This is a genomic window from Streptosporangium sp. NPDC000509 (assembly GCF_042898365.1).
In the GTDB taxonomy this organism is placed as follows: Bacteria; Actinomycetota; Actinomycetes; order Streptosporangiales; family Streptosporangiaceae; genus Streptosporangium.
Genome location: NZ_JBIAYX010000010.1, coordinates 162,207 through 184,125 on the forward strand (window position 1 = coordinate 162,207; position 21,919 = coordinate 184,125).

Consider the following 21,919-nt stretch of genomic DNA (forward strand, 5'->3'; position numbering starts at 1 on the left):
GGGAGTCGTGCGGACCGTGGCGATGCGTATCCCGGTCGGCGGCGCGGCACGGGAGCTGACGTCGGCCGTGCGCGTGGTGCGGTCCAGCGCGGCGATGGCGATCACGGCGCTGTGGTGGCGGCTGCCACCGCTCGTCCGCCGAGTGCCGTCCCGCGCGGCGAAGCCGGTCGTGGCGTTGTGGCGATTGCTGCCGCCGCTGCCGTTGACCGTCCGCCTGACGTTGTCCCATGTGGTGGTGCTGGCTGTGACGCTCATGGCGGTGAACCTCGCCGCCGACGCCTTGGCCGGCTTCGACGACTACGGCGAACTCCACCGGAGATTCTCCAGCCTCGAATCGGCGGTGGTCGAGCTGCTCGCCCGGGGCATTCAGGAGAAGGTCGGCATCGAACTGGTCTGGCCCGCGCTGACCATCGGCCTGGTCACGGCGCTCGTGTTGTCCTTGGGGTTCTCCCGGTTCCTGCTGCGGCCGCTGCGCCAGGTCAGCGCCGCGACCCACCGCCTCACGGAAGGGCACTACGACGACGTCCTCGACGTACCCCGCGAGCCAGGGCTGGCCGCCCTGGTCGAGGACGTCAACCGGCTGGCGGCGGCGCTCGCCGACATGGAGCGCCGCCGCGCCCGCCTCGTCTCGGAGATCGCCCACGAGATGCGCACCCCCCTCACCATCCTCAGCGGTCAGATCGAGGGAATGGCCGACGGCATCTTCGCCCCCGACGACCTCATGTTCGCCTCCCTCGCCGACGACCTCAACCGGCTGCGGCGCCTCACGGACGACCTGTCCAACCTCTCCCGTGTCGAGGAGGGCGCGTTCGTCCTGCACCCCGCGCCCACCGATGTGACCGCGCTGACGGTGAGCACCGCCGAACGGCTGCGGCCCCAGTTCGACGACGGCGGGATCACGCTCAGCACGATCCCGCGTCCACCGGTTGTGGCTCCGCTCGACGCGGGCCGCATCACCCAGGTGCTGGTCAACCTCCTGGGCAACGCCCTGGTCGCCTGCGATCCCGGCGGCCGGGTGACGGTGAGCGTGAACGCCATTCACGACCCGGAGCCGCAGGTCGAGATCCGCGTCCAGGACACCGGCATCGGCATCGCCGCCCACGACCTCACACGGATCTTCACCCGTTTCGAACGCGTCCAGCACCCGGAACGCCCGGCCTCCGCGGGTGGCAGCGGCATCGGCCTGACCATCGCCCGCGGCATCGTCCGCGCCCACGGCGGCAACATCACGGCCACCTCGCGGGGCTTGGGCCTGGGGGCGATCTTCATCGTCCGCCTGCCACTACGTTCGGGCCGGCCCGCCTGATCCCGTTTCTCCGCATCGCGTACGCGCCCGATGCACCGGTGCGGCCGAGGCGACGCTCAAAGAGTCGCTCGGCCTGGACCCCTCCGCCGAACTGCGTGAACTCCATTGGGCCTCGCGTGATCCAGCTCCGGCACGGTGAGACGCGGACGCCCGTCGGCGGCCAGGAACGAGTGGAGTGCCAGCGCAGGCCGGACAGGAAGAGGGAGACGCCCTCAGTGAAGAGACGCTCGCCACTGCCGGCGATGCATGATCCCGGAGATGGCCCCGAGGGTGCAGGATCTCTCCCTCGGTTCCGGTGATCTTCCTGGCGGGCCACTTCCGTCGTCTCGGTGGAGGGGCACGGTGTACTTCCGAAACATAAAACTGGTAGTCCGATTGTTTCAGACACATTGCCGTAAGAATATTGACGCTCAGGTCAGCGGAGCCCTAATGTCCTGGATCAATGACCGGTGTGACATTCCGAAAGTTTCATGTTCAAGAGCGATGTCAGAAGGCTCCGCAGGTGAAGCGGCAGGTCGGCATGGCGGTGCCGAACCTGTCCGGCGCTCGCGATCCGGAGCCTGAAGCGGCGCGGCACCGTCCTACGCGCGGAGGAGGTGCCCGGCGAGCGCGGCGCATCCTCGCGTTGCCGGGCCGCACATCGCATCCCTGACCACAGCAAGCGAAAAGAGGTCGCCGTGAAGTTCCGTAACGTCTCAGCGGTCGTGTTGGCCGCTACCGCGGCCCTCAGCATGGCAGCGTGCTCAGGCTCGTCGTCCGGGACTCCCTCCGGCGAATCGGACGGTTCGTCGTTCGAGTTCTGGTCGTTCACCGGGATCAACCAGAAGGCGTCCGTCACCGAGTACCAGAAGCAGAAGCCGAACGTGCAGGTGAAGCTGACCGAGGTGGGGAACGCGCAGGAGACGGCGCAGGCGCTCACCACCGCGCTCGCCGGCGGCAAGGTGCCCGACCTGGTGCTGATCCAGGGCGACGACCTGCCCAAGTTCGTCCAGCAACCGCAGAACTTCATCGACCTGCGCACACTGGGTGCCGACAAGGTCAAGGGTGACTACCTGGACTGGGTGATCAGCCAGCCCACGGCCAAGGACGGCTCGATCATCGGCATCCCGACCGACGTCGGCGGTATGGCCATCGCCTACCGGACCGATCTGTTCAAGGAGGCCGGGCTGCCGACGGACCGTGAGGAGGTGGGCAAGCTCTGGCCCACCTGGGACGCCTTCATCGAGATCGGCAAGAAGTACAAGGCGGCCACCGGCAAGGCGTTCATCGACAACGCGGGCGGGAGCGTCTACTCGCAGGTGGTCAACCAGGGGCAGGAGAAGTACTACGACCCCGCGGGCAATCTGGTGTACGAACAGAGCCCTCAGGTCAGGGCCGCCTTCGACCAGGCGCTCAAGGCCGTGGCCGCCGGGATCACCGCCAAGCAGAGCTCGTTCACCGAGGGGTGGAGCGCCGCGATGAAGCGGGGGGACTTCGCCGTCGCCGCCGCACCGGTCTGGTTCCTCGGCCAGATCCGCGACAACGCCCCGGACACCAAGGGCAAGTGGGACATCGCCACGATCCCCGGCGGCTCGGGCAACTGGGGCGGCAGTTTCCTCGCGATCCCCAAGAACGCCAAGAACCCGAAGGCCGCCTGGGACTACATCGCGACCACGCAGTCGCCGCAGGGCCAGCTCGACCACTTCGCCGAGGCCAGGTCGCTGCCCGCGACCCCGTCGGTCTACCAGGACCCGAAGCTCACCTCCGCCAAGGACGAGTTCTTCTCCGGCGCACCGATCGGCAAGATCTACACCGACTCGCTGCTCGGCCTCAAGCCGTTCCTCATCGGGCCGGACAGCACCACGATCGGCACGGAGTTCACGAACGCCATCACCAACGTCGAGCAGGGCAAGGGTGATCCCGCGAAGGCGTGGGACGCGGCGGTGACCAACATCAAGACCGCGCTCGGTGGCTAGGCCCCTTCGCGAGCGTCGCCGGCGCGGGCCGTTCCAAGGGGCCCGCGCCGGTGGCGGGGAAGCGAGCAGACCGTGACGACGAGCATCAGCCCCACCAAGGCGGACCTGCCCCCGGCCCCGCCGGTGGAGGCGGCGCGGCGCGGTTTCGCCGAGACCGTTGCCCCCTACGCCTACATCACCCCGTTCTTCGTGCTCTTCGCGGTGTTCGGCCTCATCCCGCTGCTGTTCACCTTCTACGTGGCGCTGTTCGACTGGAACCCGATCGGCGAGCAGGTGTTCGTCGGCCTGGACAACTTCGACCGGCTGCTCGGGGACGTGCGGTTCTGGAACGCGGCGCGCAACACCGTGAGCATCTGGCTGCTGTCCACCGTGCCGCAGTTGCTGGTCGCGCTGCTGCTCGCGCACCTGCTCAACCACGTACGGCTGCGCTTCGCCGTGTTCTTCCGCATGACGATGCTCGTGCCGTACATCACCTCGGTGGCCGCCACCGCCATCGTGTTCGTCCAGATGTTCGACCGCGACTACGGGGTGCTGAACTGGCTGCTCGGCCTGGTGGGAGTCGAGCACATCGACTTCACCCAGTCGGTGGCGGGCAGCCACGTGATGATCGCCGTCATGGTGGCCTGGCGGTGGTTCGGTTACACGACGCTGCTCTACCTGGCCTCCTTGCAGGCCGTTCCCCGAGCGATCTACGAGGCGGCCGCCGTCGACGGAGCCGGAGGTGTGCGGCAGTTCCTGCACATCTCCCTCCCCGCCCTGCGGCCGGTCATCGTGTTCACGATCGTGACCTCGACGATCGGCGGGCTGCAGATCTTCACCGAGCCCCTGCTCGTGAACCGCGGAGCGGCCACCACCTGCGGGCCGATCCGTCAGTGCCAGACGCTCACCCTCTTCCTGTTCGAGCAGGGGTTCACCCAGTTCAAGTTCGGTTACGCCGCGTCGGTCGGCGTGGCGCTGTTCGTGATGGTCGTCGTGCTCGCCGGCCTCAACTACTTCCTGTCCACCCGGATCCGCCCGGTCAAGGGCTGAGGAGGCGATCGTGAGCACGACGAGACCACGCTCCGGCGATCGTGTCCGATGGTGGACCTACGCGCTGCTCGCGCTCGCCGTTTTTTTCTGCCTGTTCCCGCTCTACTGGATGTTCATCGTCGCCACCACCGACACCGCGACGGCGACGAATCTGCCGCCCGAGATCGTGCCGGGCGACAACTTCTTCCACCTCGCGGGCCTGGTGTTCTCGACCGTGCCGTTCGTCCAGTCGATCGTCAACAGCCTGATCGTGGCCGGGTCGATCGGCGTGGGCCAGGCGGTGCTGTGCGCACTGGCGGGCTTCGCGTTCGCCAAACTGCGCTTCCGCGGACGCAATACGCTGTTCCTGGTCGTCGTTCTGACGATGACCGTGCCGACCCAGCTCGCCATCGTCCCGCAATACATGATCATCTCGTCGCTGGGCTGGGTGGACACGCTCCAGGCGCTGATCGTCCCCGGCCTGGCCAACGCCTTCGGCATCTTCTGGATGCGCCAGCACATATCGTCCGCCATCAGCGACGAGATCCTTCAGGCGGCCCGCATCGACGGGGCGTCGACCTGGCAGATCTTCTGGCGGGTCGCGTTCCCGCTGGTACGCCCCGCCGCCTTCGTGCTCGGCCTGCTGGGCTTCGTCACCGCGTGGAACGACTTCCTGTGGCCGTTCGTGGTGCTGAAGTCGCCGGAGATGTACACCGTCCAGATCGCGATCAAGGCGTTGCAGAACAGCTTCAGCATCGACCTCGGGCTCGCGATGTCCGGCTCCTTCCTCGCCACCCTCCCGCTGCTCGTCCTGTTCGTCTTCGTCGGGCGGCGCATGGTGGCCGGGATCATGAACGGCGCCTTCAAGGGCTGAGGCCGCCGCTCACCGGGCCTCGGCGGGTACGAGGATGACGGACGGTAACGGTCCGGGGGATAGGCTGCGTCGGCACGGGCCGTGCGGGTGGTGGGCGTGGTCGCCGGATCGTCTGCTCGGTCGCGCTATTGTCGTGGGTGCGGGACCGTCGAGGTCGACAAAAAAGGGGAGCGGCTTATGCCACTCCCCGCCGTTCAATAATATACTTCAGGCACTGACACCCAGAGAATCAATGATCGACAACAGGTCTATAGCGTAAATCATAAAGGCCCCGGTCACAAGAATGGCGCCGACGGCGTTGAAGGGTCGTCTCATCGCTATTTTTCGCTTTCTTGCTAAAAATTGAAAACATCTTTGGTCTCAAATTTCGGCCAGGACGATGACCCCACTATAGGACATCCAGAACTGGTAGTCATCTCGCAGGGGTCGCGGCATCCTGCGGGGAATATGAGAACAAAAGTGGCGAATTAGCGATAAGGGCGACATGTATGCGTTTGAGCACCCAGTAGGCCCTGAAGATCATACAGCAGGATGGGTCCACCTGCCGCCTGGCAGCTCCCGTCGGCTCTACCTGGCAAGTCTCGCCCGGAGTAGCTCCGCCTCCACCACGCCGAGAGACTCGTAGAGATCGAGCGCCCGTCGCCAGCACTCCTCTGCCCGTGCCCCCTTGCCGGCGTCGGCGAGCGCGGTGCCCATCTCGTCGAGCGTGCGGGCCTCCTGGTGGACGTCCCCGATGGCGTGCGCCACGGCAAGGGCCTTCCCGTAATGGGCCAGGGCGGTGTCGTGGTGATTGGCCCGATGATGAATTCCGCCGATACTGAGAAGGGCTCGGCTTTCCTCGTGACGTTCCGATATCTCGATGGAGATGCGTAATGCCTTCTGGTGATGGACGAGCGCGTCCCCGTCCCTGCCCATGCGCGCGTAACAATTGCCGATGTTGTTGAGGGCGTCCACCTCGTGCCGCCGGTCGCCGATGTCACCGTGAATCCGCAGTGACTTTCTGTAGCATTCGAGAGCGTCGGCGTGCCGGTTCAGGAACTGGTAGACGTTGGCGACGTTGTTGAGCCAGATGGCCTTGTTCTGCGGGCCCATGTCAGGGTAGACGGACTCGGCCTCTTCGTAGTGCCTCAGCGCGGTGTTGTAGTTGCCCAGCCTGAACTCGATCTCGCCGATGTTGTTCAACGCGACCTGCTGCCCGCGCCGGTCGCCGCCCTGCCGGTACAACCCGAGCGCCCCCAGCAGGTGCTCGGTGGCCTTCGGGTAGTCCCCCAGGTGCGAGTGGATGATCCCGATATGGGTGAGGCTGGCGGCCTGACCGTGGCGGTCGGCCAGGGCCCTGCGCAGTCGCAGTGCCTGCTCGAAGCAGTTCAGGGCGACGTCGAACTTGGAACGTTGCCAGTACACCAGGCCGCTGTTGTCGAGCAGGTCGGCGATGGCTCGCTCGTCGTCGAGGGCACGCTGGATCGTCAGCGCCTCGTCGGCCAGCCGGAGCGCCTCCTCATGCCGGCCGGTCTGCCGCCGCACCACGCTGAGGTCGGCCAGCGCGTACGCGGTCCCCGACCGATTCCCCAGTTCGCGCCACGCCTCCACGGCGCGTGTGTGGAGCTCGGCCGCCTCCGCCCAGCGGACCCACACGTCGAGATATCGGCCGAGGACGCGTGGAAGCAGCGCCGCGTGCCTCGTCCACCCGTGATCGGCGGCGTAGCGCGTGACGAGGAGCAGGTTGTCCACTTCGGCGTTCATCCAGGCGAGGGCCTGCTCCTCGGTGGTGATACCTGCTCCGGGACCCGGTGCGTCGAACATTTCGGCCGGGCCGCGGGTGCGGTGCGGGTAGAGCAGCCGGTCGGCGGTGTCTGCCCTGAGAAGGTAGTGATCGAGGACCCGGTGGAGCACCTCGGCTCGCGCGCTCTCCGGCTCCCGGTTCGACAGCAGGCGGGCATACTCGCCGATGAGGTCGTGAAACCTGTATCGACCTCGCCGAGGCTCGGAGATGAGGTGATGGTCGAGGAGATCGTCGAGCAACCTCTCCGCCTCGGCCCGGTCCGATTCCAGCAGCGCCGCCGCGCAGTCCGCGGTGATGTCCGCCCCGGGGTGCAGTCCGAGCCGCCAGAACGCCCGCTGCTGCCATTCGTCCAGGCCGTTGAAGGAAAGCTCGAACGCCGCGATGATCCCGCGGTTCCCCGCCCGGATCTCGCTCAGCCGCCGGTCGTTCCTGCCGAGCAACTCGGCGAGGTCGGCCACGCTCCACGCGGGCCGGTGCCGGAGCCGGCTACCGGCCAACTGGATCGCGAGGGGGAGATGGCCGCAGAGCCGCACGACCCGCGCGACGTCGTCCGCGGGGAGCGCGCGCCGCGAACCCACGACGCGACCGAAGAGGTCGGCTCCCTCCTGAGGTGGCAACACCTCCAGGGAAAGCGAGTGAACGTCGTCCAGCCCCGCCGGCCGCCGACGGCTGGTGATCACGACAAGGCAACCGGGTGCCCCCGGTAGGAGAGGGCTGAGCTGATCATTCCCGATGGCGTTGTCGAGGACCAGGAGCACCTTGCGGCGAGCGAGCGCGGTGCGCCACCTCGCCACCCGCTCGTCCAGGCCGTCAGGGACCGGAATACCGAGAAGGCGCAGGAGACGTTCGAGGGCGGTCGCCGGGTCCATCGACGCGTGCTCTGCGTCGTAGCCCAGCAGGTCGAGATAGAGCACGCCGTCGGGGTAGTCGTCGGCGAGCCGGTGGGCCAGGTGCACGGCCAGTGCCGTCTTCCCGACCCCCGCCATGCCGTCGATCGCGAGAACGGTGACCGCGTCCTGCCGTATCCGCTCATCGATCAGCCGGTTGATCTCGGGCGTCCTGCCGACGAAGGTGTGAACGTCGCGAGGGAGGCTGGTCAGCGGCGTGTTCACCGTGGCCCCGCGCCGGGATTCGGGCAGCAGCGCCGGATCGCCTTGGAGGATGCGCTGGTGCAGTGCCCGTAACCCCGGCCCCGGTTCGGTGCCGAGCTCTCCGACGAGACGCCTGCGCGCCTGACGGTAGGCGCCGAGGGCCTCCGCCTGCCGACCGGCTCGATAGAGCGCCTGCATGAGCAGCTCGACCAGTTTCTCGTCGAATTGAAATCGGTTGACCAGGTCGTACAGTTCCGGCACGAGGTTGGTGTTCGAGCCGTGAAGGAGTTCGAGTTCGACGCGCTCGACGGTGCCGGCCAGCAGGTCGCCTTCGAGCTTTCTACGGGTATTGACGACCCAGGAGCCGGAGAGTCCGGACAGCGGCTCCCCCCGCCACAATCGACCCGCTTCGCCATACAGCCGCAAAGCGCCGTCGACGTCGCCCTTTTCGCTTACCGAACGGGCTTTCGAGCACAGCGCGCGGAAGTGATGGTAGTCGATGTTCTCCGGGTCTGTTTCAAGGGAATACGTCCCCGAACCACCTCTCAGCCGCACGCCCTCTCCGGCGCCGTGCAGGTGGCCCTTCAGCCGGGCGATGGGACTGTACAGGATGCTTCGGGCATTGTCCGGTGGGTTTTCACCCAACACCTTGCGGATGAGCGACTCGGTGGAAACAGGCTTTCCCGGGGTCATCAAAAGGACGGCCAAAATGTGACGTTCCCTGGCCCACCCCAGGTCACGGCGTTGACCTCGGGACCAAAACTCGACCGGTCCGAGAATACGGAATTCCATTCTATTCCCCTTCCCGGCGGGAGCGGTCTTCCGTATGAGGCATTTAACTGGTCAGAGTCGACTGAGCAGTAAGTGATTCGACTAGTTCTATGACCTATTTATCCTCATTCCCCCTGGCTGGCAACAGGATTACCGCAAGGGTTTCCGCAAGTTTCGACGGCGACGCTCTGCGAAGGGCGATGAACCTCTCTACAGAGGACGATGAACCTCGCCCGTCCGCCGGAACAGGTCAGGGGTGATGACAGGAAAATGTCCGACCGCGAATGGAGCAGGGTTCCTATCGGGCTCGACTCTCGCCGATGGGTGACGCGCAGGAACTGCAAAGTGGTGCTGGTGGTCGTCCACACCGTCACATCGGGACAACGCCTGATGGACACCGTACGCCTCGTGGAATCCGACCTGAGAATCCAGGTCGTGTTCACTATCGCCCCGGACGTCTTCAGCAACGGGGTCGCGGATTTCGTCGGTGGACTGGGGGCGGTGGTATTGCCCTGGGAACAGTCCAGAAACCAGCGGTTCGATCTCGCCGTCGCCGCCAGCCTGGGCGCGCTCCACGAGATTCACGCGCCACTGATCGTCATTCCGCACGGCGCCGGCTTCAACAAGCTCGTGGCCGTACGAGACGGTGTGCGTGCCGTGGGCGATCGTGTGGCATACGGGCTCGATCCCCAGCGCCTGTTGTACGACGGCGCCGTACTGCCTTCCGCGGTGGCGCTCTCCCACTCCTCAGAGCTGGGACGGCTGGGCCGGACCTGCCCGCAGGCGCTCCCCGTGGCCACCGTCGTCGGCGACCCCTCCTACGACAGGCTGGTCGCCGCACTGCCGCACCGAGATCTGTACCGCCGCGCGCTGGCCGTCGAGCCGGATCAGAAGCTCGTCGTGGTCAGTTCGACCTGGGGGTCGACATCGCTCTTCGGCCGATGGCCCCGGCTGCTGCACCGCCTGGTCACCGAGTTGCCCCGGCAGGAGTACCGCGTCGTGCTGCTCCTGCACCCCAACGTCTGGTTCGGGCACGGCATCTGGCAGGTGAGAGCCTGGTTCGCCGACTCTCTGCGGCGCGGCCTGAGCCTGGTACCACCGGAGGCGAACTGGCACGCGGTCCTCGCGTCGGCCGACTGGATCATCGGAGACCACGGATCGGCGACCCTGTACGGGGCGGTCACCGGGGCACCGGTCGCGCTGGCCGGCTTTCCCCGGGACGACGTCGACCCCGCGTCCGCCTTCGGCGGGCTCGCCACCGTCGCCCCCAGGCTCTCCCCTCGCGGCTCGCTGCGAGAGCAGCTGGTCAGGATCGCCGAGGAGGTGGGGCCCGGCCACTACCGGGCCGTCGCGGAAGGCATCACCTCCGAGCCAGGCCGTTTCGACCGGAACATGCGCCGGCTCATCTACCGGCTGCTGGAACTGCGGCAACCCGCGACCATCCCGGTGACCGCACCGGCTCCGGCGCCTTTTTTCGTCAGGTAGACCATCCGGATCGGAGAATCAACGTGTTCGGTACGTTCGTGTCAGTTCACCTCTTCCGGCTGGAACACGCGCTCAGGCTGCGCCGGATCCCGCCCCCGTCGGCAGCCCCCGCTCCACCCGGACCCGCCGCTCCACCTGGACCCGCGGCTCCGTCCGGGGTCACCGTCCCGCCGCGGACCCTCACCACGCGCGGAACCGCCACATCGCGGCGGAGTGAACCGGCGATCCTGGTGATCCCTCGCGAGGGTCCGCTCCGCGCCCCGCACCTCGTCATCCTGTCTCCGGAGAGACACCACCGCGGCCTGCCGCCCGGCAGGCGCGTCTTCGACGGCACACACATCGTCGCCACCCTCGACGACCCCCTGAACCGGACCTGGTGCGAGGTCGCCGATGTCCTCGTGAGCCCGAAGATCTCCTGGAACGTTCCCGAGAAAGGCATCTCCGGTCTCCTTGACCGGTATCCCGGTTGCGAGGTCGCGGTCGGCGGCCAGGAGGCCGGAGGCGGCCTCCTGGCGGGGTTTCGAGACGGACGGCTCGCCGCGATCACCGAGGTGGGAGACCTTTCCGGCGGCTCCGCCCCCTGGCCCGCCGTCTACGGGTCGTTCCTTTACGGCTGGCGGGCCGCCGGGATGCCGTTCGAGAGCCTGGGCACCGCCTCGGTGATCGTGGGCCGGTACGTCGACTCCTCGGCGGCCAGGATCGGCACGCTCGAGGTGGCGGGCAGGACGCAGGTCAGCCCCGCCCGCCTCGGGGCGTACGACACCGGAAGGACGTCCGCATGAACCGCGGGATCCTCGTGGCCGGTGCCGTCAGTTTCTACATGTCCGTGGGGGTGAGGGAGTTCCCTGTCCGGTACGCCCCCACGTCGTCGCCACGCTGGTCATGCACCGGCGTGTCAGGGGCCGCGGGCCACATCGCGCGGACCCTGAAGACGCTCGGCGATCACGTGCGTCTGTGCACCGTGGTCGGCCGCGATCTCATCGGCGCGGGTATAACGACCGAACTCGGCCGTGCGGGCCTGCTGGGACCCGGGATCGTCGAGAGCGCCGAATCGTCGTCGGGCGTGACACTCGTCACGCCCGACGGCCGTCGCATGGGTTTCCCGAACCTGGCGCCCGTCAACCGGGTCGCGTATCCACCGGACCTCTTCGAGGCGCAGGCCCGTGGCGCGGACCTTCTGGTCCTGACGAACGCGAAGTTCGTCCGGGATCTGGTTCGGCCCGCGACTCGGCTCGGCATTCCCATCGCCGTGGACGTCCACCTCATCCACGACCTCGGCGACGAGTACAACCGTCCGTGGCTGGAGGCCGCGAGGATCGTCTTCTGCAGCCACGAACGCCTTTCCTGTCCCCCCGAGCAGTGGATGGCGAAGATGTTCCGGCGCTACCCGCGTTGTCAGGTGGTGGGAGTCGGGCTCGGCGAGCGTGGGGCGGTGCTCGGGATGAGAGACGGGCTGCTCGTCAGGGCGGAGGCCGTGACGCCACGGGAGGTCGTGAACACCACCGGAGCCGGTGACGCGCTGTTCGCCACCTTCCTGCACGTCTGGCGGAACACCGGCGATCCGGTGCGAGCCCTGCGGGCGGCGGTAGTGCACGCCGGCTGGAAGGTCGGGTCCCGCACTCCGGTGACGGCGTCGCTGACCTGTGAGGAACTGTCGAGGCTGGGAGCGGCACATACGCCGCATGTCGTGACCGGACGCTGGGATCTCCGTACGTCGTGACCGGACGTCAGGACTCCGATGTTGTGGCTGGACACCGGGCCCCCGCCGCGCGTTGGGACGCTGGGAGGTTAGGAACGTCGGGAGGTTGGGGCGGCCTGACCGCCGGGACCGCCCTGGCATCCCGCCGGGGCGGTCTCGACCGTCGGACACCTCACGACCGTCAGTTTCCCCCCAGGTGGGACAGCCGATCGTCCAGCCTTTCGCTCCTGGCCCCCTGCCGGACGAGGATCCGCCGCGCGTCCTGGTAACGTTCGCGCGCGTCGTCCCGGTGGCCGTTCTCCAGGGCGAGGTCTCCGAGCGCTTCCAGGGCCTGGGCCTCGCCGTTGTCCGAGCCGATCCGCCGCATCTCCTCCAGCGCCCGTCTCAGGAGATCGGCTGCCACCGTGGGTCCTCCGGCCCGTGCGCGGCCGAGCAGGACGAGCACGCGTGCCTGGTTGTAGGGGTCGGGTTCCCGAGCGAGGAGCCGTCGCGCCTCCGTCAGGCATTCGACGGCCTCCGCCTGGCGATCCCTCCTGGTCATCGCGTCGGCGAGGTCGCACAACGTCAGAGCCACCTTGCGTGACCTGCCCATCGCGCGGTAGTCGTCGAGTGCCTCCCCGAAGAGCGCGATGGCCTCGTCGATCCGCCCTCGATCCTTCTCCACCAGGCCCAACCGGCGCAGGCTACCGGCCACCCGCTGCCGGTTTCCTTCGCGACGCCAGATCTCCAACGCTCCTCGGAAGTCGTCGGCGGCCTCGTCCAACCGGCCGAGGGTGCGCAGCGCCAGGCCGGTCCGGTTCAGCATCTTGGCCTCGCCCGGTGAGTTCGAGCAGGCGCGTGCCGCCGCCAGGCCCAGCCTGTCGATCTCCAGCCGTTCCGCGTGATGACCGCGGTACAGGAACAGGGGCCAGATGCCGTCGACCAGTTGCCAGGCCACGTCGAACAGACCTCGCTCGAACGCGGCAAGGGTGGTGGCCCTGAGGTTGGCGAACTCGTCCTCCAGCCAGTCGAGAGCCTGCACCGGACCGGTGAAGACGATGGGTTCGGCGGGCTTGTGGATCACCGCTTCCCGGGAGACACGGCGGTACGGCAGCACGACCTGGCTCGCGCCCCAGGCGGTGTACAGGAACCAGTCAAGCGCCCTTCGCACGGCCTCCTCACGAATCGCCACGGAATCCAGTTGCTCGGCCAGTTCCCGGGCGTGCAGCTGGGTCAGGTCGTGGAAGCGATAGTGCCCGCTGGGCAGGTCATCGAGCAGGTTGGCGTCCGTCAGGACCTCCAGCAGGTGACGGACCTGGACAAGGGGGAGCCCCACCGTTGCGGCCACCGCCCGGCTGTCGAAGGTGGCACCGGGGAAGAGCCCGAGCAGCCGGTAGACACGTCCCGCTTCCTGGGGGGTGAGTCCTTTGTAGGAGAGCGTGAGAGCGGCCCGGATCGTCATGTCGTCCTCCACCGACAGTTCGCTGAGGCGCCGCCGCTCGTGGCTGAGGGCCTCCACCATTTCCGACAGCGGCCAGTGCGGCCTGGTGGCCAGCCGGGCGGCGGCCACGCACAGGGCGAGCGGTAGTCGCGCACACAGTTCCACCAGCTCGCCGGCCGCCTCCGGCTCGCCGTGCACCCGGTCGTCGCCGACGGTCCGTTTCAGCAGCGTCAGCGCGGCGGCCGGACTGAGCCGGCCCAGCTGGACTCCCTTCGCCCCGCGCATCAGCAGTCCCGCGAGCCGCCACCGGCTGGTGACGATCGCGATGCTGTCCGCGGATGCCGGCAGCAGCGGGCTCACCTGGGCCGCCGACAGGGCGTCGTCCAGCACGACGACCAGACGGCGCCCGCTCACCAGCGACTGGTAGAGCGCCGAACGCTCCGCCAGGTCACCGGGGATCCGTTCGGGCGCGATCCCGAAGGCACGGATGAACCGTCCCAGCACCTCCGCCGGTTGCACGGGGGTGTCCATCGCGTGCCCGCGCAGGTCGGCGAAGAGCTGACCGTCAGGGAAGGCGTCACGCTCCCGGTGCGACCAGTGCAACGCCACCGCGGTCTTGCCGATGCCGGCCGGGCCGCTGACCACGGCGACCTTGGGCACCCCCGTCCCTGCCCGGTCGGAGCACACGGCGTCCAGGAGGGCGAGCGTCTCGGCACGATCAACCAGGATGCCGCCGGCCGGCAGCTGGGTCGGTCGCGGCAGAGGGGTGAATGCCTGATGCAGGTGGATCCCGCCGTGGATGTCCCGGGCCTGGACCGCCGACCCCAGCACGGTTCCGTTCAGCTCGTTGACATGATCTTCGGGTCGCTGGTTGCTGGAACTGGAGTCGGCACTCATCGCCCTGCTCGTGTCACGGGTGAGAAACCGCACCCGCGAATAATTGTTGACCGAATCGGTTGTTTCTATGCATGAGAAAATGAACAGCCGCTTCCATGCTCATGCCATTCGACGACTTCGTCAAGACGAAAAGGCGTTCCCCTGCTTTTTCTGTATGGTAAATAAGATCAGATGTGCGCCTTGGGTAGGAGATATATCTCTTTGTGGCACTTGAAAAGATATGGGGCCTGAGCGATGGAAGTAGTGGTGCGAAAGCGCACAGGGATCTCCGTGACAGTCCCCGGTCCTCCCCTGTGGCCGATGCGCATCCTGTCGTCCGAGCCGAAGTACCCCCTCGCTCTTTCATGCGGTTCTTCGAAGGTCGTCTCTTCGAGATCGCCGGTCCCCGATCCGGGACGGGTCGGTGTCTCGAAGGGGGAGGAACCGAACGAAGGACACGCGGGAGACATCGTGGAACGATCCGAACCTCAGGGGTCGGCTGAACTCCTCATGCATTTCCGTCGCCGTGACCTCGCTTCGGCATGGGCGGCCAGGCGACGATCAGGAAGTGGCCTTCGCGGTCCCGTGCGGCGGTGAAATAAATACAGTAACGACGAATCCAGCCGCTCACCGAGCCACTTGAGAGATCGGGATGGAATGTGGACCCAGGGTAAAGTAGACTTCTGGGCCGTTTGAGAGCGGTAGGGCCGACCGTCTCACCGAGCGAGGCGGGCGGCCCTTTCTGCGTCAGGAGAGGGTCATCTTCTCGTTCCAGGTGTAGTAGAGGTAGGTGCTGCCGGGGCCGGTCAGCGTGCCGTAGACCTGCCAGAAGCTGTTGGGAGCGAGCGTGTAGCGGAAGATCTTGTCCCCGGGCCGGTCGTCCACGAACGACGTCTGTGTCCCGTTGTTCCAGATCCGTACCTCGATGGTGAATGTCGAGGTGTCCGGGATGTCAAGGCAGATATCGAACGTGTACGTCAACGAGCCGCCGATGTTGTAGCTGCGGCCGTCTATCGCCCCCCTCTCGAGGTTGGTGGGCACGTAGCTGTTCAGGACCCGGGTGTACTCGCCCGTGGAGCAGTCGACTGCGGAGGTGGCCGCGGATGCGGGGCTGACCCCGGTGAGTGTGGCGCCAAGGGCGACGGCGGCGACGAGAATGGAGATGATGCGCTTCATGCCTCTCCTCATCCGTACAGTGACCCTCCAACCAATTAGTTGAAGGCTGAACTGATTTTGACTCGGTTACCGAATCCGAACAAGCCCGGGCAAGAATTTGTGCGGCTCCGAGTCAGCGGGTCGTGTTTCGCCCTTCATCGATGAACCTGACCTGCGTGTTCTCGTGAAAGCACGGTTCGCGAGGGTGCGGCACCACCTCGCACAGGCACACGAGGTCGAGTCTCGACCAGCTCTGGAGCAGGGCGAGGAGCCCGCCACGTCGCGAAGGGCTCCCGTTGGTGAGCGGGAATTCAGGGGGTGGAATCTTCGCGGCTCCACGGTGACACCATGAAGGCCGATGAGCGTCGACTTACCGCCTCAGCCTGACAGCTGTCGGTGCTCATTCCTTACCAAGGGTGATCGGCGTATCTGTCCGCAGGTCACCGAGGTCGGTGGCCCTTCTTCTTGCGGCCGGTCGGCACGGTCCGGCGACCGGAGCCGTTCTGCGCGGGTTTCTGTGCCTGCCGCTTCGCCGGTTTCTTCGCGGGGGAGGCGGGGGTACGGCCCCGCGAGCTGTTCACCGTCCGGCCGCGGACGATGCCGATGAAGTCCTCCACCAGGTCGGTGGTCGCGTCCGTGGGCCAGACCAGCGCGACCTGAGACTGCGGCGCGTCCGGCACCGGCCGGTAGGTGAGATCCCTGCGGTGGTGGAGGCGTGCCAGCGACAGCGGAACCAGGAGAATCCCGGCGCCGGATGCTGTCAGCTCGACCGCGTCCGCCGTTGTGGCCGGGCGGGTGAACGCGGGCAGCCCGGGCCGGACCGTCCACTCGACGGTGTCGTCCAGAGGGTGGAACACCTCGTCGTCGTCAAGGTCGGCGAGGGCCACCTCGTCGGCGGCGGTCAGCACGTGGTCCTTGGGCACCACGACCACCGTGGTCTCCGTGTAGAGAGGGATCACGCTGAGCCCGTCCCGGTCGACCGGCAGCCTGGCGAATCCGGCGTCGGCGCCGCCGTTCCGCAGGAGTCCCACCACCTCGGCGGCGGGAACCGCGACCAGGGTGATCGGCACATCGGGCATTCGCTCGATCCAGACGTTGACCCATTTCGCGGGTGTCACCCCGGGCACGTACGCCAGTCGAAACGTCCCGCCGGTCTCTCCATCAGTCACTTCCCCAGGGTAGCGATGTCAGGGGAACCTGTTCCGGCTGACTATTCTTGACGTCATGACCTCGCCCAAACCGAAGACCACCCAGACGATGAAGCCCGCGACCGCGGCCAAGAAGCTGGGTGTCCCTTTGTTGGCCACTCCGGCCGAGTTCCAGGCGGGTGTCATCTCCAGGGACGAGCTGAACGAGTTGCAGGCGACGCCACCCGCCTGGCTCGCCGATCTGCGCCGCAACGGCCCGCACACCAAGCAGGTCATGGCCGCGAAGCTCAGGATCTCCGTCGCCGGCCTGCTCAGGGGCGGGATCACCGAACCGCTCACCACCGCTGAGATCGACGCGCTGAAAGCGGAGAACCCGGCGTGGCTGGAGCGCGAGCAGACTCTCCAGGCCGAGGTCCGCAAGGAAGCACTCCGCCTCAAGCAGCGCGACAGCTGAGATCCCGTACGTCTCCGACCCGGGTCGCGCCTCCAGGCCGCCGTGACCGCCGCCGCCGCCTCGCCGAGCGACTATCCGGGTGAACTCGCCGACGACGGCATCGACCTCATGATCTGAAAGTCCTCCGAAGGTGGTTTGCTCACCACCCGGACCTGCTCCCACGTTCCGACGACCGACCCGAGGCCGCCCGGCGTACCGGTCGCGACGAGGATCTTTTGTCCGTTGACGCGCTTGGTGGCCGCATCGCTCAAGACGACCCGGCCGTCCTCGGCACGGTCGACGTCGAACGGCTCCTCCGTCCCTGACAACCGGACGGGAACCCCAGAGATCCGGACACGGCCTGCCCGGCGTCGTTCCGGCCACGGCATCGAACTGTTTCGATCCTGATCAGAACCGAGAGCGGAAGTGCTCGGCGGCGGCGACGTCGGTGACCGGCCGGCGCGTGCGACAAGCCGGGTCAGGATCAGCGGCGGACATTGTCCGGCCATTGTCGAAGTGGCCAGGAAATGTCCGACGTCGGTCCTGGTGATATCCGGTCTGTTTGTCGGGAGACGAACTCACCTAACGGGCGGCTGGGGGCAGGCGGCTTTTTTCGTGCTCCTTCGCTTGCGCGAAAATCGGAGAGGGCCGTGGCATGAATGTTACAGAACAACGCTGGCATGTCCTGATGGCGCACCGGCCGAGGCTGCTGGCCTTGGCGGCGCGCATGGGGGCGGGGGCGGACGCGGAGGACGTCGTCCAGGACGCGCTGCTGCGCACCGCCACCTTCGCCAACCTGATGGAGGAGCGGGCGTGGCCCTTCCTGGCCACCGTCACGGCGCGACTCGTGGTCGACCACCACCGTCGAACAGCTCGTGACCAGCTCTTAAGCCGTCATGCGGCGCTGATGCCGCGCCCCCACGAATTCGAGGAGGCCGTGGCCGACGGGGACGAGGCCCGGCGTGCGGCAACCCTGATCGCGCGGCTCGACCCCGAGATCCGCCACCTGCTCCGCCTGCGGATGGAGGGCGCGACCTGGGGGCAGATCGGGGGCGCGCGCGGTGAGTCGGCCGCCGCCGTCGAGATGCGGTATCGCCGTGCGACGGCCCCCGTGAGGCGGGCCGTAAACCGTGCGGCCGGAAGTCGGAAATAAATTTGTCGAGCTTCCCTTCCAGGGCCGTACTACTAGTGGAAGGTCCATTCACTCAGGCCGATATGCGATTCTTCGCGATCGCGGAAGAGGACGGCAATGAAAAGCCTGCGAAGGCGTATTCCGCTCGTACGACATGCGTTTGTCCTGCTGCTGGTGGCGGCGCTCACCTGCTTGACGCTCGCGCCCGCGGCGGGAGCGGAGAGCACGATGTCCCAGAAGGTCTCGTCGGCGGATCCGGACACCGAACTGGCCACCGTGGAGAACGGCGAGGAGCCGTTGGAGACCGTCTCCACCGAGGACTATCTCGCGAAGCTCGCCCAGAACGAGGTCATGGTCTCCGCGGAGGAGCGGGCCCAGATCATGGCGAGCTCGTGCTGGATCTCGACCGTTTACCGGGGAGGCAAGAACCGTGTCGGCCAGTGGCTCTGGAAGTACTTCCAGAGGATGGACTACTGCCGCGACGGCACCCGGATCACCAGTGCCCACTTCTACACCAGGTGGGCCGAGGTCTACATGGTGGGCTGGTCGTTCAAGGGTCACGAGTCGCTGGTGAGCAACGGTGGCCGGGGATCGACCCAGTGGCGCAAGCGGACCCAGGGCGTCTTCTGCCTTGTCCCGTACTTCCAGTGCATCCAGGAGTCACACCCCTGGGTGGACCTGACCGTCTTCGGTAACGGCGCGACGTCCTCCAGCGGCGGCGGCTGACGCCGAACGCGCGCGAGCGCCGGCCCGGGAAGGTCCCGGGCCGGCGCCCCCGTGTCGTTCACGGCGACCACGGGGGCGACCGCGGGACCAAGCGTCATGATCTTCCCCGGAACCGTGACGGCGAGACCCCGGCCCATGCCACGAACGCCTGCCGTAAGGACTCGGCGGAGGCGAACCCGCACCGCCGGGCGATGGCCGCGACCGGCTCACGGGTCGCGGTGAGCAGTTGGGAGGCCGCTTCGAGGCGCGCGTCGCGGACCACCCGCGAGGGGGTCCGGCCGACGCACTCGACGAACAGCCTGCTCAGATGCCGCTCGCTCACCCCGGCGAGCGCGGCCAGGCGGGCGACGCTGAGGTCCTCGTCGAAGTGGCTGACCACGTAGTCGATGGTCCGCCGGACCAGGACCTGGTCGGAGTGCGGAATCCTGTTGAACAGGCTCACCTGTGCCTGATTCCCGGGGCGTTTCAGGTAGGTGACCATGCCCATGGCCACGCGACGGGCGAGTTCGGACCCGTGGTCCTCCTCGATGAAGGACAGCGTGAGATCCAGAGAAGCCGTGACCCCGCCCGACGTCGCGACCCTGCCGTCCCGGACGAAGATCGGCGCGGGATCGACCCGCACCTGCGGGAAGCGGGTGGCGAGTCGTCCGGCCTCGTACCAGTGCGTGGTGGCCCGGCGGTTGTCGAGCAACCCCGCGGCGGCCAGCACGGTCGCCCCGGTGCACACCGACGCGACCCGCCGCGACAGCCTGGCGAGCCGTACGACCTGGCTGACGAACCGAGGGTTGGCGGCTGCGGTCTCGTGCCCCTGGCCACCGGAGACGATCAGGGTGTCGATCGGACCGTCCATCGTGTCGATCCGGCCCTGCCCGGGCAACTCGAGCCCGGAGTCGCACCGCACGGGCCGACCCATCGGGGTCGCGAACACCACCTGGTACGCCGGGTCGGCCCCCTGCCGGTTGGCGTAGTCGAAACCGGTCGTCACACACGCGACGTCGACAAGCTCGATGCCGTCGAAACCAACGACGACGACCAGCCGCCCCACCATGGCTACACCATAACGTGCATGCTCGTCCCCTCAAGGTCTTCCGGTCCGACGGAGGGGCCGCGCGGAATATCGTGCGGCCCCTCCGGAGTCGGAGGGGCCGCACCTGTTCCCTCGCCGAACGGGTCTCGGGGACGGACCTTCGTCGGTCAGACCACGGTGCAGGCGATGCCGTTGAGGGTGAAGGCGGTCGGTTTGCCGGTGTTGCCGGTGTGGTTGGCCTGGAAGCCGATGTCGATGGTGGCTCCGGGGGCGAGCGTGGCGTTGTGGCTGACGTTGACGGCGCTCACCTGGCCGCTGGAGGGCGAGTAGGTGGCGTTCCAGCCCGAGGTGATGGACTGGCCGGAGGGCAGGGTGAAGACCAGCGTCCAGCCGTTGATCGTCGTGGTTCCGGTGTTGGTGATGCTGATGTTGGCGGTGAAGCCGTTGTTCCAGGAGTTCATCGTGTAGGCGACCCGGGGTCCCGTTCCGCCACCGGGGGTGGGGCTGACGGTGGGGGTGGGCGTGGGCGTGGGGTCGGGGGTGTTGGTCACGCCGGTCACGAAGGTCATCATGCTTCTGGCCGGAAGCGTGACCGTGAGGGAGCCGTTCGACATGGTGGTCGTTCCCTGGGGTGCGACGGTCCTGCTCGCGTCGGTGAGCCAGGAGGAGACGCTGGACGATCCGGTGGTGTTCGACACGGTGAACTGCTGGCTCACCGCCGAGGTGTTCTTGTTGACGACGACGATGACCGTGGAGTTACCGCCCCGGTACGCCGAGACGTAGACGTTCGACGCCGGGTTCGCGGTCGCGTCGACCCGCACGTATCCGGGGCGGACGAACCTGGCGAAGTGCGCCATCATCGCGCCGCGCTTGCTGATCTGGCCGTCCTCCCGCATGGGGCCGTAGCTGCGCCGGATGTACCACCAGATGTACGCCTGGAACTCGGCGTCCACCATGGCGCGGTGGATGTGCTCCCCGACGTCGAGGGCCTGGGGCCAGAGGTCCGCGGAATCGCTGCTGTTGGGGTGGTAGACCTCGGTCATCCAGAGTTCTTTGCCCGCGCCCTTCTGCTTGAAGAGGGGGTAGGGGAAATTGGAGAACTGCGTGCCGTAGAGGTGGGCGCCGAGGATGTCCATGTTGGCGAGCGCGGTGGAGTCGTTGAGGATCGGGTCCGAGATGTTCTTCAGATACTGGAAGGACTCGGGTGCGATCACCTTGGTGTTGATCGAGCCGGCGTTCTCCCGCATGAATTTGAGTATTTCCGCGGGGGTCCACCACGTCCAGTCGTGCGCGTAGTCGGGCTCGTTCTGCACTGATATGGCGTACAGGTTCACGCCGTTGTTCCGCATGTGCGTGTTGAAGTCGTTCAGGTGCTGGGCGTAGGCCGCGTACATGTTGGACCTGAGGCGTTTCGCGTTGGTCTGGCTGCCGCGGACGAAGGTCTCGACCATGTTGGCGGGGGGATTCCACGGCGACGCGATGACGGAGGCGCCGAGTTCGATCGCGCGCTTCGCCGTCGCCACGTCACGGCTCCAGTCCGCCTGGTTCTCGGGGACGGGGATTCTCAGCACGGAGAACCCGAGCCGGCCCTCGCCGGTGCCGAACGCCGTTTCCCGCTGGGCGGCCGTGAGGTCGCCGATCCAGGCCGCGAAGGTCATGCCGCCGAAGCCGCGGATCGTCTGCCGCTGCGCGGACGGGTTGATGACCGCCGTCGCGGCGGTGGCCTCCGTGGCCGCGACGACGGAGGCCGCGCCGAGGACCGGCAGGGCTCCCAGCGTCGTCAAGACGGCCCTGCGGCTCAGCGGGTTTCGCTCGCCGTTCTCGGGCTCGTTGTGGTCCTGTGTCATGTCTCCTCCTCGTGGCTGTGGATGCCGATCCGCGCCTTCTCGGTCCCGTCGGCGCCGGTCTTCGGCGCCGCCGGGATGGTTCCTGGTCGTTTCGGTGTCGATCGGCTCCCACGATTGTTAGCGTTAACATTTCCTCGCGTGGACCGGCACGCGAGTGCGACGGGAATGCGGATCGCTCACGTG

Annotated in this window: 16 protein-coding genes; 10 read left to right on the forward strand and 6 right to left on the reverse strand. The window is 67.3% G+C overall.

Annotation, left to right across the window (positions count from 1 at the left end; genetic code table 11):
* Positions 1-22 precede the first annotated feature (22 nt).
* From ACFY3D_RS19850 to ACFY3D_RS19865, 4 genes are all read left to right on the forward strand, one after another.
* Positions 23-1,306, forward strand: coding sequence for a sensor histidine kinase (locus ACFY3D_RS19850; RefSeq protein WP_389981444.1), 1,284 nt, complete (start codon positions 23-25; stop codon positions 1,304-1,306).
* Positions 1,307-1,983: 677 nt separating this feature from the next.
* Positions 1,984-3,261, forward strand: a complete 1,278-nt coding sequence (locus ACFY3D_RS19855; protein WP_389981172.1) for an extracellular solute-binding protein — start codon at positions 1,984-1,986, stop codon at positions 3,259-3,261.
* 72 nt (positions 3,262-3,333) lie between these two features.
* Positions 3,334-4,290, forward strand: a complete 957-nt coding sequence (locus tag ACFY3D_RS19860; protein WP_389981174.1) for a carbohydrate ABC transporter permease — start codon at positions 3,334-3,336, stop codon at positions 4,288-4,290.
* Between the two features lie 10 nt (positions 4,291-4,300).
* Positions 4,301-5,143 (forward strand): carbohydrate ABC transporter permease, encoded by an 843-nt coding sequence (locus tag ACFY3D_RS19865; protein WP_362902042.1) that lies wholly within the window; start codon positions 4,301-4,303, stop codon positions 5,141-5,143.
* A 567-nt stretch (positions 5,144-5,710) separates the two neighbouring features.
* On the opposite strand, the gene ACFY3D_RS19870 is transcribed toward ACFY3D_RS19865, so the two are convergent.
* Positions 5,711-8,662, reverse strand: a complete 2,952-nt coding sequence (locus tag ACFY3D_RS19870) for an ATP-binding protein (protein ID WP_389981176.1) — start codon at positions 8,660-8,662, stop codon at positions 5,711-5,713.
* A 396-nt stretch (positions 8,663-9,058) separates the two neighbouring features.
* On the opposite strand from ACFY3D_RS19870, the gene ACFY3D_RS19875 reads away from it, so the two are divergent.
* The 3 genes from ACFY3D_RS19875 (at position 9,059) to ACFY3D_RS19885 (ending at position 11,993) form a co-directional block, all read left to right on the forward strand.
* Positions 9,059-10,273, forward strand: a complete 1,215-nt coding sequence (locus ACFY3D_RS19875) for a hypothetical protein (protein ID WP_389981178.1) — start codon at positions 9,059-9,061, stop codon at positions 10,271-10,273.
* 230 nt (positions 10,274-10,503) lie between these two features.
* Positions 10,504-11,055, forward strand: a complete 552-nt coding sequence (locus ACFY3D_RS19880; protein ID WP_389981180.1) for a hypothetical protein — start codon at positions 10,504-10,506, stop codon at positions 11,053-11,055.
* Positions 11,052-11,993: a carbohydrate kinase family protein gene (locus ACFY3D_RS19885; protein WP_389981182.1), complete on the forward strand. Its 942-nt coding sequence runs from the start codon at positions 11,052-11,054 to the stop codon at positions 11,991-11,993. The genes ACFY3D_RS19880 and ACFY3D_RS19885 overlap by 4 nt, the downstream gene beginning before the upstream one ends.
* 160 nt (positions 11,994-12,153) lie before the next feature.
* On the opposite strand, the gene ACFY3D_RS19890 is transcribed toward ACFY3D_RS19885, so the two are convergent.
* The 3 genes from ACFY3D_RS19890 to ACFY3D_RS19900 all read right to left on the reverse strand — a co-directional run bounded on the left by ACFY3D_RS19890 (position 12,154) and on the right by ACFY3D_RS19900 (position 16,592).
* Entirely contained in the window at positions 12,154-14,322 is a 2,169-nt protein-coding gene (locus ACFY3D_RS19890; protein ID WP_389981184.1) for a tetratricopeptide repeat protein, read from the reverse strand.
* Positions 14,323-15,015: 693 nt separating this feature from the next.
* On the reverse strand, positions 15,016-15,444 hold the full coding sequence (locus tag ACFY3D_RS19895; protein WP_389981186.1) for a hypothetical protein: 429 nt from the start codon (positions 15,442-15,444) through the stop codon (positions 15,016-15,018).
* Between the two features lie 419 nt (positions 15,445-15,863).
* Positions 15,864-16,592 carry a LysR family substrate-binding domain-containing protein gene (locus ACFY3D_RS19900; RefSeq protein ID WP_389981188.1) on the reverse strand — a complete coding sequence of 243 codons (729 nt, stop codon included), beginning with the start codon at positions 16,590-16,592 and terminating at the stop codon, positions 15,864-15,866.
* Between the two features lie 55 nt (positions 16,593-16,647).
* Between ACFY3D_RS19900 and ACFY3D_RS19905 the strand changes: the two genes are divergently transcribed.
* The 3 genes from ACFY3D_RS19905 to ACFY3D_RS19915 all read left to right on the forward strand — a co-directional run bounded on the left by ACFY3D_RS19905 (position 16,648) and on the right by ACFY3D_RS19915 (position 18,862).
* Positions 16,648-17,025 (forward strand): DUF5997 family protein, encoded by a 378-nt coding sequence (locus tag ACFY3D_RS19905; protein WP_389776083.1) that lies wholly within the window; start codon positions 16,648-16,650, stop codon positions 17,023-17,025.
* A 634-nt stretch (positions 17,026-17,659) separates the two neighbouring features.
* Positions 17,660-18,157, forward strand: coding sequence for an RNA polymerase sigma factor (locus ACFY3D_RS19910; RefSeq protein ID WP_389981190.1), 498 nt, complete (start codon positions 17,660-17,662; stop codon positions 18,155-18,157).
* Positions 18,158-18,253: 96 nt separating this feature from the next.
* Positions 18,254-18,862, forward strand: a complete 609-nt coding sequence (locus ACFY3D_RS19915) for a hypothetical protein (protein ID WP_389981192.1) — start codon at positions 18,254-18,256, stop codon at positions 18,860-18,862.
* Positions 18,863-18,956: 94 nt separating this feature from the next.
* Here ACFY3D_RS19915 and ACFY3D_RS19920 read toward each other — a convergent pair whose 3' ends face one another.
* Both ACFY3D_RS19920 and ACFY3D_RS19925 read right to left on the reverse strand, forming a co-directional pair.
* Positions 18,957-19,910, reverse strand: coding sequence for a GlxA family transcriptional regulator (locus tag ACFY3D_RS19920; protein WP_389981194.1), 954 nt, complete (start codon positions 19,908-19,910; stop codon positions 18,957-18,959).
* A gap of 146 nt (positions 19,911-20,056) precedes the next feature.
* Entirely contained in the window at positions 20,057-21,736 is a 1,680-nt protein-coding gene (locus ACFY3D_RS19925; protein ID WP_389981196.1) for a cellulose binding domain-containing protein, read from the reverse strand.
* Between the last annotated feature and the right edge of the window lie 183 nt (positions 21,737-21,919).

Coding starts and splice junctions, on each gene's coding strand:
- ACFY3D_RS19850 (WP_389981444.1), top strand. CDS start 23: ATGCGTATCCCGGTCGGCGGCGCGGCACGGGAGCTGACGTCGGCCGTG.
- ACFY3D_RS19875 (WP_389981178.1), top strand. CDS start 9,059: ATGTCCGACCGCGAATGGAGCAGGGTTCCTATCGGGCTCGACTCTCGC.
- ACFY3D_RS19885 (WP_389981182.1), top strand. CDS start 11,052: ATGAACCGCGGGATCCTCGTGGCCGGTGCCGTCAGTTTCTACATGTCC.
- ACFY3D_RS19895 (WP_389981186.1), bottom strand. CDS start 15,444: ATGAAGCGCATCATCTCCATTCTCGTCGCCGCCGTCGCCCTTGGCGCC.
- ACFY3D_RS19905 (WP_389776083.1), top strand. CDS start 16,648: ATGACCTCGCCCAAACCGAAGACCACCCAGACGATGAAGCCCGCGACC.
- ACFY3D_RS19910 (WP_389981190.1), top strand. CDS start 17,660: ATGAATGTTACAGAACAACGCTGGCATGTCCTGATGGCGCACCGGCCG.
- ACFY3D_RS19915 (WP_389981192.1), top strand. CDS start 18,254: ATGAAAAGCCTGCGAAGGCGTATTCCGCTCGTACGACATGCGTTTGTC.
- ACFY3D_RS19920 (WP_389981194.1), bottom strand. CDS start 19,910: ATGGTGGGGCGGCTGGTCGTCGTCGTTGGTTTCGACGGCATCGAGCTT.
- ACFY3D_RS19925 (WP_389981196.1), bottom strand. CDS start 21,736: ATGACACAGGACCACAACGAGCCCGAGAACGGCGAGCGAAACCCGCTG.